This window comes from Flavobacterium flavipigmentatum, assembly GCF_020911905.1.
Taxonomy (GTDB): Bacteria; Bacteroidota; Bacteroidia; order Flavobacteriales; family Flavobacteriaceae; genus Flavobacterium; species Flavobacterium flavipigmentatum.
Genome location: NZ_CP087133.1, coordinates 4,328,311 through 4,347,223, shown reverse-complemented (window position 1 = coordinate 4,347,223; position 18,913 = coordinate 4,328,311). Strand labels below are relative to the sequence as shown.

The 18,913-nt window shown below is 34.5% G+C and carries 19 protein-coding genes; 9 read left to right on the top strand and 10 right to left on the bottom strand.

All coding sequences use genetic code 11. The annotated features are described in order from the left end of the window. Positions 1-8: 8 nt before the first annotated feature. The 3 genes from LNP22_RS18350 (at position 9) to LNP22_RS18340 (ending at position 1,639) form a co-directional block, all read left to right on the top strand. The gene (locus LNP22_RS18350) at positions 9-227 is read left to right on the top strand and encodes a putative signal transducing protein (protein WP_229974743.1); all 219 of its coding nucleotides are present in this window, start codon (positions 9-11) and stop codon (positions 225-227) included. A gap of 70 nt (positions 228-297) precedes the next feature. Then, positions 298-1,101: a Cof-type HAD-IIB family hydrolase gene (locus LNP22_RS18345; protein ID WP_229974742.1), complete on the top strand. Its 804-nt coding sequence runs from the start codon at positions 298-300 to the stop codon at positions 1,099-1,101. Between the two features lie 10 nt (positions 1,102-1,111). Continuing rightward, the gene (locus tag LNP22_RS18340) at positions 1,112-1,639 is read left to right on the top strand and encodes a GNAT family N-acetyltransferase (protein WP_229974741.1); all 528 of its coding nucleotides are present in this window, start codon (positions 1,112-1,114) and stop codon (positions 1,637-1,639) included. Between the two features lie 172 nt (positions 1,640-1,811). On the opposite strand, the gene LNP22_RS18335 is transcribed toward LNP22_RS18340, so the two are convergent. Next, positions 1,812-2,330: a hypothetical protein gene (locus LNP22_RS18335; protein ID WP_229974740.1), complete on the bottom strand. Its 519-nt coding sequence runs from the start codon at positions 2,328-2,330 to the stop codon at positions 1,812-1,814. Positions 2,331-3,001: 671 nt separating this feature from the next. Between LNP22_RS18335 and mtaB the strand changes: the two genes are divergently transcribed. Next, positions 3,002-4,336 (top strand): tRNA (N(6)-L-threonylcarbamoyladenosine(37)-C(2))-methylthiotransferase MtaB, encoded by a 1,335-nt coding sequence (gene mtaB, locus LNP22_RS18330; RefSeq protein WP_229974739.1) that lies wholly within the window; start codon positions 3,002-3,004, stop codon positions 4,334-4,336. A gap of 46 nt (positions 4,337-4,382) precedes the next feature. On the opposite strand, the gene LNP22_RS18325 is transcribed toward mtaB, so the two are convergent. The 8 genes from LNP22_RS18325 to LNP22_RS18290 form a co-directional block, all read right to left on the bottom strand. Beyond that, complete coding sequence (locus LNP22_RS18325) at positions 4,383-4,892, bottom strand: hypothetical protein (RefSeq protein ID WP_229974738.1); 510 nt, start codon at positions 4,890-4,892, stop codon at positions 4,383-4,385. A gap of 19 nt (positions 4,893-4,911) precedes the next feature. Beyond that, entirely contained in the window at positions 4,912-5,628 is a 717-nt protein-coding gene (locus LNP22_RS18320) for a 3-ketoacyl-ACP reductase (protein ID WP_229974737.1), read from the bottom strand. 110 nt (positions 5,629-5,738) lie between these two features. Then, entirely contained in the window at positions 5,739-6,326 is a 588-nt protein-coding gene (locus LNP22_RS18315) for an LURP-one-related/scramblase family protein (RefSeq protein WP_229974736.1), read from the bottom strand. 60 nt (positions 6,327-6,386) lie between these two features. Further along, entirely contained in the window at positions 6,387-8,522 is a 2,136-nt protein-coding gene (locus tag LNP22_RS18310) for a vWA domain-containing protein (RefSeq protein ID WP_229974735.1), read from the bottom strand. Positions 8,523-8,558: 36 nt separating this feature from the next. Beyond that, positions 8,559-9,521: a hypothetical protein gene (locus LNP22_RS18305; protein ID WP_229974734.1), complete on the bottom strand. Its 963-nt coding sequence runs from the start codon at positions 9,519-9,521 to the stop codon at positions 8,559-8,561. 2 nt (positions 9,522-9,523) lie between these two features. Then, positions 9,524-10,024, bottom strand: a complete 501-nt coding sequence (locus tag LNP22_RS18300) for an RNA polymerase sigma factor (protein ID WP_229974733.1) — start codon at positions 10,022-10,024, stop codon at positions 9,524-9,526. A gap of 445 nt (positions 10,025-10,469) precedes the next feature. Next, positions 10,470-11,306: a DUF6929 family protein gene (locus tag LNP22_RS18295; protein WP_229974732.1), complete on the bottom strand. Its 837-nt coding sequence runs from the start codon at positions 11,304-11,306 to the stop codon at positions 10,470-10,472. Positions 11,307-11,316: 10 nt separating this feature from the next. Beyond that, the gene (locus LNP22_RS18290) at positions 11,317-11,820 is read right to left on the bottom strand and encodes a hypothetical protein (RefSeq protein WP_229974731.1); all 504 of its coding nucleotides are present in this window, start codon (positions 11,818-11,820) and stop codon (positions 11,317-11,319) included. A 234-nt stretch (positions 11,821-12,054) separates the two neighbouring features. On the opposite strand from LNP22_RS18290, the gene LNP22_RS18285 reads away from it, so the two are divergent. From LNP22_RS18285 to LNP22_RS18275, 3 genes are all read left to right on the top strand, one after another. Then, a complete protein-coding gene (locus tag LNP22_RS18285) occupies positions 12,055-12,936 on the top strand; it encodes a PPK2 family polyphosphate kinase (protein ID WP_229974730.1) in 882 nt (293 codons plus the stop codon). 192 nt (positions 12,937-13,128) lie between these two features. Beyond that, complete coding sequence (locus LNP22_RS18280; RefSeq protein ID WP_229974729.1) at positions 13,129-14,580, top strand: PhoX family protein; 1,452 nt, start codon at positions 13,129-13,131, stop codon at positions 14,578-14,580. Positions 14,581-14,676: 96 nt separating this feature from the next. After that, on the top strand, positions 14,677-16,458 hold the full coding sequence (locus LNP22_RS18275; protein WP_229974728.1) for a cytochrome-c peroxidase: 1,782 nt from the start codon (positions 14,677-14,679) through the stop codon (positions 16,456-16,458). A gap of 106 nt (positions 16,459-16,564) precedes the next feature. Here LNP22_RS18275 and LNP22_RS18270 read toward each other — a convergent pair whose 3' ends face one another. Beyond that, positions 16,565-17,080, bottom strand: coding sequence for a hypothetical protein (locus tag LNP22_RS18270; RefSeq protein WP_229974727.1), 516 nt, complete (start codon positions 17,078-17,080; stop codon positions 16,565-16,567). Between the two features lie 191 nt (positions 17,081-17,271). Between LNP22_RS18270 and LNP22_RS18265 the strand changes: the two genes are divergently transcribed. Both LNP22_RS18265 and LNP22_RS18260 read left to right on the top strand, forming a co-directional pair. Next, complete coding sequence (locus LNP22_RS18265; RefSeq protein ID WP_229974726.1) at positions 17,272-18,657, top strand: MATE family efflux transporter; 1,386 nt, start codon at positions 17,272-17,274, stop codon at positions 18,655-18,657. A 28-nt stretch (positions 18,658-18,685) separates the two neighbouring features. Beyond that, positions 18,686-18,913, top strand: a complete 228-nt coding sequence (locus LNP22_RS18260; protein WP_229974725.1) for a hypothetical protein — start codon at positions 18,686-18,688, stop codon at positions 18,911-18,913.

Here is an 18,913-nt window from a genome sequence, read left to right as displayed (position 1 = left end):
AACATATTATGGGATTAATGAAGGTGTATTCAGGAAGTGAGATTTTAGCAAATGCTTTGCTTGAAAAGCTAGAAGCAGCAGGTGTAGAAACTTTAAAAAAAGATAATATTCAGTCGGCGAGATTGGGGGGGTACGGAGGTATGGACTTGGCAGTTGAGGTATTTATTCAGGAAACTGAGTTTGCAAAAGCAAATCCAGTTATAGAAGATTTTCGAATGAGTATTTAAGATAAGAAATTTCAGGTTCTATTTTAAATTTCAGGTAAATTCCAAACCCTTCGATTAAAAACGTATAAAAATGCAATATAAAATGTTAGTGCTCGACATGGATGACACCTTGTTGACAGACGATCATAAGATTTCTGATCTTAATAAAAAAATGCTTCTTGAAGCGCAGGCCAAAGGCGTTTATGTAGTTTTGGCTTCGGGTCGGCCTACATCTGCGATGATTGAGTATGCAAAAGAATTAGAATTACACCTTAACGATTCTTATATTATTTCGTTTAACGGAGCTATAATCAGCAGTACAAAAGACGATGTTGTTCTGTTTGAGCAAACATTAACGCAGGAGCAGATTTTTGAGTTGTACGATTATAGCATTAAAATGAAAACGCATATTATCACCTATCTTGATGGTGCTATTATAAGCGAAACTGACTCGGAATTTATCGAGATTGAAAAAGAAATTACAAAATTGCCTCATGTTAAGGTACCCAATTTTAAGGATGCAGTTTATAAACCAGCTGTAAAATGTATTTTATTGGCAGAGCCGGATTATCTGAAGCAAGTAGAAAAGGATTTAAAACTGGCAATGCCTCATTTGAGTGTGGCAATGTCGAAACCTTTTTTCCTGGAGGCAGCTCAAAACGGAATTGATAAAGCGGCAAGTTTAAAGCTTTTGGCAGAAAAATTAAATATTCATCAAAGTGAAATTATTGCAGTAGGAAATGCTGGGAATGATCTAACCATGATTGAATATGCCGGTTTGGGAGTTTGGGTAGATAATGTGACACCAGAGTTACGCGATAGAGCCAATGCAATCGTTGCATCAAATAATGATGATGGTGTTGCAGAAGTTGTACAACGCTATATTTTAAATTAAACTATTTTTAATGAAAGATCCGATAGAAACAGAACGTTTGCTTTTGAGAGAATTATTGCTTTCAGATGTAGAGGGTATGTTCGAATTGGATTCGAACCCTAATGTTCATGTTTTTATTGGTAAGAAACCAGTAAAAAATAGAGAGGAGAGCCTTGCTTATATTCATAATATTCAACAGCAATATCAAGATTTTGGTACAGGAAGGTGGGCTGTTACTTTAAAAGAAACAGGAGAATTTATAGGCTGGTCTGGAATAAAATTCATCACTAACGAGATTAATAATCACAAAAATTTTTATGAAATTGGATATCGTTTTATAGAAAAATATTGGGGAAAAGGATATGCTACCGAAGCCGGAAAAGCCTTTGTTGATTATGCTTTTAATCACATAAAAGCAGATGCCATTTATGCTTACGCAGATGAGGGAAATGAAAATTCAAGAAAGATCTTAGAAAAAATAGGACTCCAGTACGTGAATTCTTTTGTGTACGAAGAGGAAGAGGAAGTTTGGTACGAACTTAAAAATCCGAATATATAATCCAATTGTAATGATTGGATTTTTTTGTTTTAATAAGAAAAGTGTCCCAGACCTTTACAGACCATTTTTTGTTGCGATAAATAAGCAGGAATTGATTATTTTAAAGCTTTTGGTGCAAAGATTTGGGAAACACTGCTCAAGACTTGAGCGTTTTCTTATAAATATTTCTGAATTATTGTTTTGCTACAGAAACAAAATATTTATTTCCGTCACCCATTGTTAGTTTAACACGTTCGTCGCAAATATCAATAGCAAAATTGGCACTTTCATAACAAGTACATGTAGTGTTTTTGTCTTTAGACATCTCCGTTTTACATTTATTACTTTTGAAAGTCGCTAACTGAGGTGTATACAAACTTACTAAATCGGTAGATGCAGTCACCAATGAAATGATACTTGCCGAGTTATTACTCGTAATTCTATACACGATTCTATCTGTATAATTTACTTGGTTTACAGTAACTTTTCTAATATAAGTATAAGCTGTTGACTCTTCTCCTGGTTCTTTTACTTCAAATTTAAAGCCAACAGAACGTACTGCAATATCAAATTGTGTCTGATTGTTAAAACTTGCCCAACTTGTAAGTGTACTTATAGAAGGAAATTCGTTCGTTGGGGGAGCAGCTATTTGTGCTTCTGAAGTAAAAACGGCCAATAGAATTAAGCAGATCGTGGGGAAAAATGCTTTCATAAAGTAAAAATTTTAAATTTGCCTACTCTATATATGGTTTTCGGCTTACCCATTTTATTAAATCTCAAAAAGAAAAGCAAATCACTAACGCTAGAAAAAGCAAATTGTTATTTGTAATTTCAATTATAAAGTAAGTATTTTTTAATTTTTAATTTCTACGATAAAGAACTAAAAAATAAATCACTAATAATGAAGTGTTTTACTAAAAAAACAAACTTGTTTTAATTTTTTAATAAAATTTATTCTGTTTTTTAAACTTCAAACAATTTTACTGAATTATGCTTTTTTGTTTTGCAAGTGTGAATTTAATGCTAAAATATGCGCTAACAAAGAAGTTTGCAAGAAATTTTTAATTTTTTTGATGCTTTTTCTCAAAATCTTATTTTATGTTAATTTTTGATGTTTTTTACTTTTGTAGTTTCTGTCGATTTTTTATACTTTTTATCGATTTTTATTTAAAGTTTTAATTCTGTTTTTAGTGTACTACTCGTTTAATAGTGAGTTTTATAGGGTATTCGTAATAACTGCTTTGTTACTTGTTTAGATGCTTAAAATCAATGTTTTTCAAAATCTTGACGGATAACGTACTCTTGATTTTATTTTAAAGAATATTGTTTGTAAATTTGAACCTTAAATTTTTTGACAACGATTTCATTAATTTAAGACATCTTATGGAAAATAGAAAAAAAGTTGCCTTTTATACGCTTGGCTGTAAATTGAATTTTTCAGAAACTTCAACCATTGCAAGAAACTTTAATGATGAAGGTTTTGATCGTGTCGATTTTGAAGAAGTTGCCGATATTTATGTCATCAACACGTGTTCGGTCACAGAAAATGCCGATAAACAGTTTAAGCAGGTTGTAAAAAAAGCAATGAAACTCAACGATAAAGCCTTTGTTGCGGCTGTTGGATGTTATGCACAATTGAAACCAGAAGAATTGGCTGCTGTAGATGGCGTTGATTTAGTTTTGGGAGCTACAGAAAAGTTTAAAATCACCGATTATATTCACGATTTAAGCAAAAACGACATGGGTGAAGTACACTCCTGCGAGATTGCCGAAGCCGATTTTTACGTAGGAAGCTATTCTATCGGCGATCGTACTCGTGCTTTTCTAAAAGTACAGGATGGTTGCGACTATAAATGTACCTATTGTACTATTCCGCTCGCAAGAGGAATTTCAAGAAGTGATGCACTCGAAAATGTTTTGCAAAATGCAGCTGAAATTTCGAAACAAGGAATCAAAGAAATTGTGCTTACTGGTGTAAACATTGGCGATTATGGCAAAGGAGAATTCGGAAACAAAAAGCACGAGCATACTTTTCTAGACTTAGTACAAGCTTTGGATAAAGTCGAGGGAATTGAGCGCTTGCGTATTTCTTCCATAGAGCCCAATTTATTAAAAAATGAAACAATCGAGTTTGTATCTAAAAGTCGCACTTTTGTACCTCATTTTCATATTCCGTTGCAATCTGGAAGCAACGATATTTTAAAATTAATGAAGCGCAGGTACTTGCGTGAAATATACACAGAACGGGTAAATAAAATCCGTGAAGTAATGCCACATGCCTGTATTGGTGTTGATGTTATTGTTGGATTTCCTGGCGAAACCGACGAGCATTTTTTAGAAACATATCATTTTTTAAATGAAATGGATATTTCTTATCTGCATGTTTTTACCTATTCTGAAAGAGACAATACCGAAGCTGCTGCTATGACAGGTATTGTTCCTGCCAATGTAAGAGCAAAACGCAGCAAAATGTTGCGCGGTCTGTCTGTAAAAAAGCGTCGTGCTTTTTACGAAAGCCAATTGGGAAGTCACAGAACGGTTTTGTTTGAAAGTGAAAATAAAGAAGGATATATTCACGGTTTTACCGAGAATTACGTCAAAGTAAAAGCACCTTGGAATCCTGAATTGGTCAACCAATTGCAACCTGTTAATTTGACGAAAATTGATGAAGACGGAAGCGTTCGTGTAGCATTTACTGCTAAACTTATAGAAGCATAAAAATCAAAAAGCCCTTTTTTAAGGGCTTTTTGATGTAATCTACATTTTAGTTCTCGTTTTCAGCAACTACTAACTTAAAAGAATTGATGTAATCAGTGTCAAACTCTATGACTCTTATTTTTTCTGGATTAAAACTTAATTCCCCTCCAAAATAGCCTTTCGTATCTAAGAAGTCAATAGTAAGTTCTTCGTCATTCAGTTCAATTAGTTTTCCGAGATAAGCCGATTTTGCTGATTTTTTTGCTATTTGAAAAATACCATATTTTGCGGTAATAAAATGTATAATAGATGCTAAATCTCTAATCGGGATGATGTCGTCGGCATTTGTTTTCAAGCCTTTCATCCGAATTACTTTTTCAGTAAATTCAAGTTCTTGGTCTCTTTCAATTGCCTCAATATTCTTATTTCTCAAAATTACAAAACCATCAATTATAAAATCAACGGGATTGTTTTTTAGTAAAATCCAATCATCCGAATAATCAATTAGGAATCCGGTAAAAATTTCCTTTTTGTCGGTAAATCCGATGGATATTAGTTGTCTTAAATATTGTTCCATTTGATGGTTAAATTTTAGATTAAGGATTGGTCGACCAAATACTGCTATTTTTTATAAAAACTCTTCGGTTTAGTTTTAGTTGTGCGATAATTAATTCGGCCACATCTTCCGATTGCATTACTTTTTCTGGATTTCCATCAGTCAATTTCAAATCGATTGCCAAATCCGTTGCAACGGTGCTTGGAGCCAATGCTGTCACACGAATATTGTGTTTTCTCATTTCCTGCATCAAAGAATCTGTGAGTCCCATAACAGCAAATTTTGAGGCACTGTAAGCGCTCGTTAACGCATTTCCATTGAGTCCGGCTGTAGATGAAATATTGATAATATCGCCCGTTTGTCTTTCTATCATATTAGGAACAACAGCACGAGTGACGTAATACGTACCCATAAGATTGACTTGAATGATTCTTTCCCAAGTGCTTGGCTCTAATTCTAAAAATTTTCCAAACGAACCAATTCCTGCATTGTTGATCAGGATATCAATAGTTTTAAATTCTGATAAGGCTTTTTCTACTGCTTCGTTTACTGCATTCATATCCGACACATCGGCAGAAAGAGCCAGTGATTTTACACCCAGAGCATTCGTTTCTAAAGCGAGTTGATCAACATCAGCTTGAGTTCTGGCGAGCAAAATTACGTTTACGCCTTCTTTTGCTAAAGCCAATGCAATTGCTTTTCCGATTCCTTTTCCTGCTCCTGTAATTAAGGCATTCGTATTTTTTAAGTCTGTCATGATTTATATTTTCAAAATGCAAAAAGCATCATTTTCTTTACACAAAAATACTATTTTTGGTTCCGAAAATGATGCTTTTCTATGTTTCTTAATGTAACTTTAACAGCCTTTTATTCTTTTAAAACCATGTCGATACACATTACCGCAGCCAATATTAATTGTCTCAACGGAGAGTCTGCTGCGACAGTTTCTTCAATTTGAAGCGCATAATTATCAGCACTTGTAAAAAACTCTTTTCCCATTCCTGCCCATTTTTTATTTACCTGCGCCAGTTCCTTATTCTCGTGTGTAAATTTAAAATCCCAACCTGTCCATTTTCCTTGGAGGGTGCAAACTGGTTTGTCATTTTTATCCAAAATTTCGAATTTTCCTCCAAATGAAAAGAATTTTTGTTTGAATGTACCAAGCAATCTCTCTTTCTCATCAAAAACTTCAACTGTTGAGCGAAAAAAAGCAACACCACGTTTTACCGAAATCAGTTTTTCGCCTGAAGCTGTTGTAATTTCGATGTTAAAAGGAGTCATTCTTTTATAATCTGTAAAACGTAAAATTTTAGTAAAAATTCCAAGATTGTTTTCTCGGCACTTCATTATAATTTCTTTGCTTTCAGGGCTATAAATGTCATAGTTGTTGGCCGCTTTAAACATGCCGATATGTTCTTTTACAAGAAATAAATTTTGATTTAGAATTGGGTGCATTAAGGTTTATTTTTAAAATTAAAATGTATGAGTGAAACCTCAAATGTAAATAAATATTGCTTAATACGCTTCTTTTGTTGCTTCAACAAGACGAATAAATTCTGCTTTGTATCCTTCAGAATCGTTAGACAATCCTTGTTTGGCCAATTTGGTGATATCTTCGGAAGATTTGTTCGTAATTAATTTCGAATCTCTTAATTTTAATCCAAACCAAGCGACAGCGCTACTAAATTTCAAATCATCAGACGCATTTTGCAAAAGCACAGCTTTATTTTCAATCACTTGTACAAGCTCGATACTTTTATCTCCGTCAGGTTTTTTGTATCTGAATTTTACTGTTGCCAATTCATTTGTATAATTATTCGAATTGGCTTGAACTTGTGTATATTTTAAATTATCAGGTTGGTTGTTTATATAATTGCTGTTAATCCCCGCTGGAATAATTTCGTACAAAGCCGTAACGGTGTGGTTGCTTCCCAATTCGCCTGCATCAATGGCGTCGTTTTTAAAATCTTCGGGACGTAATTTTCTATTTTCATAACCAATTAAACGGTAGGCCTGAACTTGTTTTGGATTGAATTCGATCTGGATTTTTACATCTTTTGCAATCGCAAACATCGAACCTTTAAATTCTTTTCCTAAAAAACGATTGGCTTCCTGAATATTATCGATGTAAGCATAATTTCCATTCCCTTTATCGGCTAAGGTCTCCATTTTGCTGTCTTTGTAATTCCCCATTCCGTATCCCAAACAGGTTAGGAAAACGCCTGATTTTCTTTTTTCTTCAATCAGTTTTTCCATATCCGTATTCGAGGAATCGCCCACATTAAAATCGCCATCAGTTGCTAGAATGACTCTGTTATTTCCGTCTTTAATAAAATTTTCTGCTGCAATTTTATACGCCAAATTAATTCCCGCACCACCCGCGGTACTTCCTCCGGCATTGAGTTTTTCTAAAGCGTCAATAATGGTTTTTTTCTCATCTCCAGAGGTAGGAGGCAAAACCATTCCAGCCGCTCCTGCATAGACTACAATGGCAACTTTGTCTTTTTTACGCAATTCGTTTACCAATATTTTCATAGATTGTTTCAATAGTGGTAATTTATTCATTTCGCTCATTGAACCGGAAACATCTATTAGGAAAACTAAGTTAGAAGCAGGTAAATCATCGGTAGGAATGTTTTTTCCCTGCAAACCAATTTTTAAAATTTGATTTTTAGAATTCCACGGCGAATCGCTCAATTCTGTATTGATAGAAAACGGATGGGCATCTTTTGGCTGCGGATAATTGTATTTAAAGAAATTGACCATTTCCTCGACACGCACTGCATCTTTTGGAACTGCCTGACCGTTGTTGATAAAGCGTCTTATATTGGTATAAGAAGCGTTGTCAACATCAATAGAGAAAGTAGAAAGTGGTGCTGTTTTTGGGCTCTCAAAAGCATTTTCAACAAAAGTATCATAATCTTCCTGATTGGGTTCTACAGGCTGAATGGTCGTTAAATGTGTCAATTTGGCATCAAGTTCTTTCTCTGAAAGATTTTTATACAACTCGTTTTTAGTTGCCAAAACAATAACCCCGTTTTTCCCTTTTAGGCCGTAAAGACTGTTCGCATTATCATCTTTTAAAACTTTTACATCTTGTATGTCATTTGGATTTATTTTCGCGATTTGTCCTGCTTTTGCTGGAACACCATCAATAATATACAAAGGTTCATTTGTAGATCCAATTGATTCAGCACCGCGAATAATTGGACTCGGACTAGCTTGTGTTATAGCGTAGTTGGCTGAAACCTCAACCCCCATAGTTCTTCCCTGAATCATTTGCGTAGAAGAAGCGGTTGTCATTTTCTTTTTAGAGCGTGAATTTCCGTAGCCCACAACGACAACTTCGCTAAGCGTTTGTTGGTCTTCTTCGAGTTTTACATCGATAACATTTTTGTCGCCAACAATTCGTGTTTGCGATTTTAATCCGATGTAGCTAAAGACCAAAACATCTCCTTTTTGAGCGGTAATAGTGTACTTTCCTTCGTAATTTGTTGTCGCTGTTTTTTTTGTTTTTTGCACACCGATAGTCGCACCGGGAATAGGACCAACATTATCAGAAACCGTTCCTGTAATGGTTTTTTCTTGCGCCATTGTTACGAAACATACGAGCATAGAAAGGGCTAATGAAATAAGTTTTACGTTTTTCATGATAGTAATTTTTTAAAATTAGTGTTTAGGATTTAGCTATTTTTTTAAAGCTGGTTTTCCGTTTTTTGTAGTGATTATAACGACTCCCTTTTTTCCTTTGTCGCCATATTTAGAGGTCGCTTCCAGGTCTTGCAGGATTGTAATTGTCTTTATTTCCTGCTTGTCTAAAGGAGCGTAAGGACTTGTTGGATTATTCCCAAATAAATCATTTTCAGAATAATAAATGCCGTCAATAATATAAAGCGGTTCGTCTAATATCACGAGCGATTCTACATTTTTAGGATTTAAATTGGGTAATTCTTCTTGCGTCATTTTATCTTTTTTTGCATCATCCTTATCCGAAATTGCTTTTCCGTTAAGTACCACAAGCGGAGCACTTTTTCTAGACATTTGAGGTTGCGTTTCCCTTTTTGATGTTTCATAACCAGCATTTTTACTGGCTTGAAGATAATTGCTTGAACTCGCTGCTTTTTCTTTTAAAAAGATGTCGTCATTTTCACTTTTTGATTCTACTTCTGCTTTTGGTGGTTCTGGATAAGCAACTTCATCTGCGGCAACCACAGTGCTTTCGTAACGTACTATAGGACTGTTTGCAGTATGTATTTCGTTTATCGCTACTGGTTCTTGATTGATTTGTTTTTCTAATATTTTTGTAGCTTCGGCTTTTGGGACTATTTCTGATGATGAAACCACTGTATTATTGTTTTCTAAAGCAGGTTTTTGAGTCTTGCCTTGTGTTGGCTCGTTTATAACCACTTTTGGATTCTCGATATCAATTTTTTTGTCTGATTTTAAGAATTGACTTCCTAACGAAATCACTAATAAAAGAGAAGCGGCAACGGCAATTTTTTTCCAAAGGGAAATGGTTTTTTTAGCCTCTTTTTTGTCGAGTTTTTCTTCCACACGAGACCAAACTTTTTCCATGGCCGAGAAGTCTTTTACTTCGACATTGTGGGAAGCCTCTTTAAATTTATCGAATAATTTATCTTGATTGTCCATGACTATTTTGCTTTTTGGTAATACAATTTATTGACTAATTCCTTTAGTTTGGTTTTTGCAGCATTCAATTGTGATTTTGAAGTGCCTTCAGAAATGTGCAGCATGCTGGCTATTTCTTTGTGTCCGTAACCTTCTATGACAAAAAGGTTAAAAACTGTTTTGCAGCCCTCTGGAATATGGTTCAGTAAATTGAGTAAATCTTCTTCTTCTAAAGTGTTAATTTCATCTGTAAAAAGTTGCGAAAGCATTTTTACATCATCCAAATACATATTAAAATTTGTATTTTTCTTGATCGTTGCCAAACAGTGATTTACAGTTATTTTTCGCGCCCAAGCTTCAAAAGCCAGTGTTTCTTTTAGCTGTTCTATTTTGGTAAAAATAGTATAGAAAGCATCTGCTAAGGCTTCTTCTATTTCCTCTTCTTTCTTGAGGTATCGTTTGCAAAGGCGATACAATTTGGGAGCCATGTGCTCATAAACCTGACGCTGAGCATCTCGGTTCATTTTTTTGCAGTTTGAAAGTAGCGTTTCGTTTATCACAATGATGGTCTTTATACTAAAGAGAGTTAAAAAGTAAAAAAGGTTGGGACGAAGTTGATTTTTTTTAAAATATTCGTTAACAGTTACAAAGAATCTAAGTTAGAAATGTTTTTTTGCACAGGTGCGAGGAACAAAGTAACGTCATCCAGTATAGCAGATTTGCTTTTTGTTTGTGTCATTGCGAGGAACGAAGCAATCTCATTCAGTATAACAAATTTGCTTTTTTTATTGTGGTGCTTCTTTCCTCGCAATGATTTAAAATGTGCTTAATTTTTTTTGCTGTAGTTTGATATCACTTTTCTATTTTCCTGATAGATTCGTTTTCTGCTTTAAAATCATATACTAAGTAATTACCAGTTAAAAGAGTAAAATTATTAGTAATGAAAGTTTTTTTTGATGAATGCTCGTATTACTTAACCGGTAAACTCAACTTAAAAATTTTAGTTTCCAAAAGTTCTGTATCATTATCTTCGCAAAGTAAAAATTCAATTTTATCATTTGATTTTTTGTAGAAAGTCAAACCCTCAAATTTATTGGTTGAGGTGATTTTTTGCGTAAAATCGATTTTCATGGTTTTAAGGTCGATGCGCCCGATGAAACTCCCTAAGATTTCGCCATCATCATACGTAGAAACGGTATCTTCGGTAGTAGAGAGGAAATAAATTTTGTCTTCGACCAAAATGGCGTCTGTAAAACTGGAGCGAATGCCTTTTATTTTGGGAAGTTTATAATTGGTCGCTACCAAGGCAAATTCTTGGTCCAATTTTTTGGCATGAATGGTAAAAATGGTGTTTTTGTTCGAAAGCCCGTTGCCACGATTGAATAAATACCAATTTTCTCCATCAAAAATAGCGCCTTCGAGATTGAAATCTTCGGGTTTTATTTCGCCAAAACTTTGCATCATACCATATAAATCGACCAAATTATTCTTTTGTAAAACAGTTTTTGACTTGAGATCAAATTCGATCATTTTGTTGCGGTTTTCAGTCGAGCCAGAACCAAAAACATACAAAGTATCGTTGTGATGTGCGATAGATTCAAAATCAGGTTTTATGTTTTTTGGAATATTGGATGTTGGATTATCAATTAAAGGATGTTGGCTTAATTGCTGATTTTGCATATTGTACTCGTACAAAAAACCACTATTGTCGCCAATAATGTAAAGTGCATCGTTGTTGAAAAATAATCCTGATGCAGAACCAATTCCGATGATTTGAAATACTATTTCTAATGTAAATTTTTCCATGAATTTTATTTTAGAATTCCTCTTTTAACAGATATGTTTTTGTTTGGTTTTTATTGATTAATTTTTTTGTCTGTTCATTGACAATGTCCTTGATTTTTTCTAATGATTTAGAAGAGAGACACTCCGCAACACTAATGTATACTAAATGATTGTCATCAGTTAAGTTTTGGTTTTTCTCATCTGCATCATATGAACTATCCATTCCGCTAGTCAGATAAATTGGGGTGCCTTCATCATAAAGAATAACACAAATTTCAATAGCTCTTTTTGAAATTGCCTCCAAAATAGTTTTTTCATCTTTTGCATATTCAAAAGCCATAACACATTCTGATAAACTACAAAAAGATATATTTTTTAAAGGTATATGATTTTCTATTTCTGGAATTGGTTTTAGGCTCTCAAAGCATTTACTGTAAATTTTATGTTGGATTTTCTGTTCAGAATCTTCATTTACATTTTGACAAAATGTTTGATTTAAAAATAAAATAAAAATTATCACTAATATTTTTTTCATTATAACTTGAACTATGAGATACTATAAATGTTCTTTTGAAAACCAATGCCTAGCCCTGATAGCAATGAAAATACTTGGAGAAGCAATTGTATTTTTTCTTGACAGAACAAAGCGACCAGCGGAAGCTCTTGTTATGGCGTAGAAAAAAACAAATGATCGAAAAAGTATTGCAATGAATAGCAGGAATATGCTTGGTAAAAATAGTATATTTACTAGTATAAAAAACAGTGAAATATGAAATCTATAGATCCGAATGATTTTAAAGTAGTAAAAAAAATAAGTTTAGCCAAGATTCCTACTTTGTTAAAAGTGAAAGCAGATGATGAGGAAAAGGAAGAAAAACTGGATAAAGTGCAGGCAAAATTGAGCGATTTTCAGGATGTGATGTATGCACACAATAAATACAGTGTTTTGATTTGTCTGCAAGGAATGGATACTTCTGGAAAAGACAGCCTGATTCGGGAGGTTTTTAAAGAATTTAATCCGCGTGGGGTTGTGGTGCATAGTTTTAAAACGCCAAATTCTACCGAATTGGAGCATGATTATTTGTGGCGCCATTATCTAGCTTTACCAGAAAAAGGGAAGTTTGCCATTTTTAATCGTACACATTATGAGAATGTTTTGGTCACACGCGTGCATCCTGAATATGTTTTGAATGAAAATTTACCAGAGATTAATTCGGTTGAAGATATTACGCCAGCGTTTTGGGAAAAGAGAATCGAGCAAATTAATAATTTTGAAAAGCATATTGCAGCCAACGGTACAATTGTGATGAAATTTTATATGCATTTGAGTAAAGAGGAACAGCGCCAACGTTTATTACGCCGTTTGGAGGAGGGAAAACACAACTGGAAGTTTTCGCCGGGTGATCTTAAAGAACGTGGACATTGGGACGAATATCAGCAATATTACGAAGAGGCGATCAATAAAACATCGACAGAACATGCGCCCTGGTACATTATTCCTGCAGATGATAAAGAAATGTCTCGCTATATTGTTGCCAAAATTATTTGGGAAGAAATGCAAAAATATACTGATATTAAAGAACCTGAACTAGATGATAAAATAAAGGCGAATTTTGAGGATTATAAAGAGCAGCTAAAGAAAAATTCTTAAGATAATGTTCGTTTTTTTGTTGAATGTTACGAAAGTTTTATGAGTGTATTTTAGTGTTAATTTAATATTAATATTTTTAATCTTACAGCGATTTTCAGATAGTATTTTTGTTTTTTTATTAATATCGAAATCATTTTAAGTTAAAGAGTGGGGATTTACTTTGTAAAAAAATAAAAACCAATTTTTAGCTCAATGAAACGAATTATTTTACCTCTAGTTATGATCGGTGCGTTATTGACATCTTGTAATAACGACTCTAAAGACGAAACAGAAACAACTGCTGTTGTACTAAAAGATCAATCTGTAACGCCAAGTTTATTGAAAGCACAGGCAGGTTTTGAAAGTTTGAAAATTTATTCACTTTTTAGCTCTGATGATGTTTTTCCGGACAGCCCTAATTTTGTTTTTGGTGGTTCTGCTGATGGTTCTGGTTTACTTAGAAACACAGATGGCACTTTTACGTTTTTAGTAAACAACGAAGACAATTTTGCTGTTTCGAGAATTACTTTAGACAAAACTTTTAAACCAACCAAAGGAGAATATTTATTAAATTCTAATGGAGGAACCTGGAGATTGTGTGGTGCAACAATGGCTACACCAGCAGAACATGGTTTTGGTCCTGTTTATTTAACATCTGGAGAATCTGGAGAAGAATCTCGTACTCATGCTTTGGATCCTTACGGAAGCGTTGGTTCTGCGTCTGTATCTAAAGAATTGGCTGGATTTGGTCGATTAAGTGCCGAAAATGCTTTGCCATTGCGCTCTTCTGCTTATAAAGGTAAAACGGTAGTGGTAATTGGAGATGATGACTCCGGAACTTATGGAGGTCAGGTTTTTATGTATGTATCGAATACTGTGGGTGATTTGACAAATGGTTCTTTGTACATGCTAAAAAGAAACGACGACAACCAAAGAGAAAAAGACATGGAAGTGAGTAAAACATATCCTGTTTCTTTTGTAAAAATTGACAATCATACTACACTTACAGGTGCTCAGATTAATGCATCGGTAAATACGTTAAAAGCTATTAAATTTGGTAGAGTGGAAGATTTGGATTACCGTAAAGGCGGTGATACAGCAGATCGCGAATTGTATTTTAATGTAACGGGACAAAATACTACAGGAACTAATGCTGACGGTTCTAGAACTAAATACGGAAGAGTGTACAGATTAAATCTTGATGCTGCTGACCCATTAAAAGGAACTCTTGAAGTTGTTCTTGACGGAGATAACCGTAGCGGAATTGCAGGTAAATTTCAGAATCCGGATAATATTTGTGTAACTAAAAAATATGTGTACGTTGAGGAAGATGCTAATGGTTACGGAGACGAAACACACGATGCTTATATTTATCAATACAACATTGCTACAAAAACCCTAAAAGTGGTAGTAGAATTAGATCACCGTCGTACAGCAACTGATGCAGCAAAATATAATGTAGGTGGGACTTCTAAATTTGGTGATTGGGAATACGGTGCTTTAATCGATGTATCCGAACAAGTAGGTATCGAGGATACTTTTATGTTGAGCGTACAGCCTCATACTTGGACTGGCGAAAAATATAAGAAAGCAGATGGTGGTACCAACAGACCTAATGAGCAACAAGCAAGTCAAATTTTAGTTATTAAAGGTTTGGCAAGATAAATTTTTAATTGAATACAAAACAGTCATCCACTACTTTAATTTGAAGTAGTGGTTTCTGTTTTTATAAATATTCCTCTTTTTAATTTTAATTACATCATGAAAAAAATATACGTTTTGTTCTTTTTGCTAGCGTTTGTGGCGTGTGAGAAAAAAAGCAAACATCTGGAAATAAATGAAGTGTTTAAAGACGATATTACTTTATTGATCGAAAAAGTAGCAAAATTGAAATATTCTGTTCAATCTGATTCTTCGGAAGCACAGATTCAGCGACAGTTTTTAGAGGCGCATCAAAGCTATAAAAAGGTCGAAATGATTAGCGAATATTACTCGCCCGCAGTTTCAAAATCGATCAACGGACCCGCAATAAGCGAATTTGAGGAAAATGATAAAGTGACGGTTCCGCCGGAAGGTTTTCAGGTTATTGAGGAATTGGTTTTTCCAAAATATAATAAGAATACAAAAAAAGAACTGCTTCAGGAATTGGGCGTTTTATCGGCTAATTTAATTCGACTTGAGAAAGTTTCCAATTCTAATGAATTGACAGACGCACACGTTTTTGATGCCATGCGATTGGAGGTATACCGCATCCTTACACTCGGCATTACGGGCTTCGATTCGCCAGTTGTACTGAATTCACTTCCGGAAGCACAGGTTTCTTTAGAAACTATCGAAAAATATTACCGTGTTTATCTGGAAAATAATTCGGTTTCAAATGCAAAACAAGTGCTTCAAATTTTTCAAAAAGGCAAAAAATATTTAAAAGTAAATACTAATTTTAATGCTTTTGATCGCGCGTATTTTATCAAAGAAATTTTAAACCCTTTGAGTAAAGGTCTTTATAAAACACAATCTGAATTGGGAATTCCGCTGATGAAAGAGCAGAGAGGCTTAAAAGTTACGGCACAGACTTTATTTGATCGGGATGCTTTTGATCCAGAAGCATTTTCTGGCTTTCCGGACTATAAAACCACACCAGAGAAAATCGCTTTGGGCAAAAAGTTATTCAATGACCCCATTTTATCAGGTAACAATACACGTTCTTGTGCTTCTTGCCATCATGCCAATAAAGCGTTTACTGATGGTTTAGAAAGAGCGGTAGCATTAGACGGAAAATCGATGATTCAGCGCAATACGCCAACACTTTCAAATATTGCTTTTCAGCGTGTGTTTTTTGCAGATTCTCGGGTAAGTTATCTCGAAGATCAGGCAATCGCGGTGATCAGTAACGAAAACGAGATGCATGGATCTCTAGAAAAATCGGCTTTGGCCCTTCAAAAAAATAAAGAGTATGTCGAGCAGTTCAAAAAAGCATTTCCAAAAGGGGATATCAATGCATTTGCGATAAAAAATGCTTTGGCTTCTTATATTCGTTCGTTAAGCCATTATGATTCTAAATTTGATGATTATATGCAAAACAAAACTTCATTTACGGCTGATGAAAAGGCAGGATTTAATGTATTTGCTGGTAAAGGAAAGTGTGCGACTTGCCATTTTATCCCGCTTACCAACGGAACTGTTCCACCCAATTTTGACAGATCGGAGAGTGAGGTTTTAGGAGTTCCTGATAAAAATAAAAAACTCGACGGCGATCTAGGCAAATTTGTTGTTACCCAAGCGGCTATTCATAAGTATTCTTTTAAAACGCCCACCATCAGAAACAGTGTGCTTACGGCTCCTTATATGCACAATGGAGTTTATAAAACCTTAGAAGAAGTGATCGATTTTTATAATGAGGGAGGAGGATTAGGTTTAGGATTGGAATTGGAGAATCAAACATTACCGGAGGAAAAATTAAACTTATCAGATAAAGAAAAAATGCAATTGATTGCCTTCATGAAAACTTTGACGGATAACAGATATTTACAAAATAAAAAATAGAAATAGTGTTTAGCTTCAATTTTTTTTTGAACATAAAAAAACCCGGCAGATTCCAGAACTGCCGGGTTTTTACCAAAAACCAAAAACCAATAAAATAACCTATATTTTATAATTCAAAACCATACGCCAGACGCAATGCTACCTGATTTGTTTCAAATTTGTGATAATCTTCGTATCTAAGACTGATGTCAAAATGTTTGTTAGCATACCCAATACCTGGCGCCCATAAAAAGGTCGTGTCGTTGTATCCGTTAGTAACTGCAAAACCAGCTCCAACTTCTCCTAAAACATAAAATTGATCTTCCCATACAAAAGCTTTGAAACCTGCTTTCGCCGGAATAAAACCTAAATCAGCTACATTGTCTCCCATAAACAAATTGGTAAAACCAGTTGTTAAGGTTACAGAAGCTCTTTTAGTCAAATCGTATTGCAATCTCACATCACCACCCAATGCCCAATCGTAGGCGTTATCGGTTGGTAATCCTCCATTTAATCCAAATCCTAATTTAAATTTCTGATCGTAGTTAACAGATTCTCCAGTGTCCTGGGCAGAAGCTATAGTTGTAAATCCTAATGTAAAAGCGGCGAAGAATAAAATTCTAATGTTTTTTAATTTTTTCATGTGCGTGTAATTTTTAAATATTATAGTGTAAAAGTACTCCCAAGGAATTTGGAGTTTGTTATATAATTTTCTGAAATTGTTATATAATAGTGGCTCGCATGCTACTCTTCTTAATATTTGCTTATAATTTGAATAATTTAAAAGAATTGAAACCTTCTAAGTATCTTTGCCGACAAAAAAAGTAGATAAAAGTGAATTTAGCTCAGTATACAAAGGAGTTTGGTTATAATTTAAGATTGGCATATCCTATAATTCTCGGAATGGTTGGGCATACCTTAATAGGGATTGTAGATAATGTAATGGTAGGAAAGTTGGGAAGTACCGAACTAGCGGCTGTTTCGCTGGGAAATAGTATGATTTTCGTCGCCTTGTCTTTAGGGATCGGATTTTCTACGGCAATTACACCTATTGTAGCCGAAGCTGATGCAGAGAAAAACGAATCTAAAATACGTTCTGCCTTTCACCACGGATTATTTTTGTGTACTATTTTAGGAGTTATGCTTTTCGGATTGATCGTTTTGGCCATGCCGTTGATGGAACTGCTGCATCAACCCGCAGATGTCATTGTTCTGGCAAAACCTTATTTGGCTTGGGTTGCTTTTTCACTCGTGCCTCTTATTATGTATCAGGGTTACAAACAATTTGCAGACGGACTCTCGATGACAAAGTATTCGATGTATGCGATTATCATGGCCAATATCATTCATGTTTTTATCAATTATATGCTGATTTACGGTGTTTGGATTTTTCCTAAGATGGGTATTGTGGGTGCTGCACTGGGAACGGTAATTTCGAGAATTATGATGCTGCTTTTTATGCACATTATTTTGTCGCGCAGAGAACAATTAAAAAAATATTTTGAAGGTTTTAGTTTTGAAGAAATCAAAAAAGAAGCCATAAAAAAAATAGTAAATCTGGGCTTGCCTTCTGCCATGCAAATGCTTTTTGAAGTCGTGCTTTTTACAGCCTCAATTTGGCTTTGCGGAAACATTGGTAAAACGAGTCAGGCCGCCAACCAAATTGCGCTAAGCGTGTCCTCGATGACTTTTATGGTTGCTATGGGGTTAAGCGTTGTTTCGATGATTCGTGTGAGCAATCAAAGGGGTCTTATGGATTATAAAAAACTGGTTGTCGTGGCGCGTTCTATCTTTTTACTGGCTATTTTTATAGAAGTAATCTTTGCCATTTTGTTTATTGCTTTTCATACCGTTTTGCCGTATCTTTTTTTGAATATGGAGAATACGTTTCAGCTTTCAGACAATACAGAAGTAATCGCTATCGCATCAAAATTGCTTTTGATTGCAGCTGTTTTTCAAATTTCTGATGGGATACAAGTAGTCGTTTTAGGTGCTTTACGTGGATTACAGGATGTAAAAATCCCCATGTACATTACCTTTGTAGCATATTGGGTAATTGGTTTTCCTATCTCCTATTATCTTGCAGAATACACTCCTTGGAAAGCAGAAGGAGTCTGGATTGGTCTTTTAGCAGGTCTTACTTCAGCTGCCCTGTTTTTGTATATTCGCTTTCATTACTTAACCAAAAAATTAATCACTAATTCAGTTTCAAATACTTAAATTTGAAGCAAAAAATAAATAAATAAAAATGGAATTACCTAAATTTTTACTCGGAGATAATACTGATTTTCCAGATGATATTTTCATCATTCACCTTGATTATCCTAGGTTTATAATTAATCTAAAAGACGATGAAGTCGAATTTATGGAAGAAGCCGAAGATCTTGATGAGGCGGAGCTGAATGCAGAAATGGAAGGTTTGATCGTAAAAGCGAATGAGTTTTACGATAGAGAAATTAAACGTTACGAAGAGTAA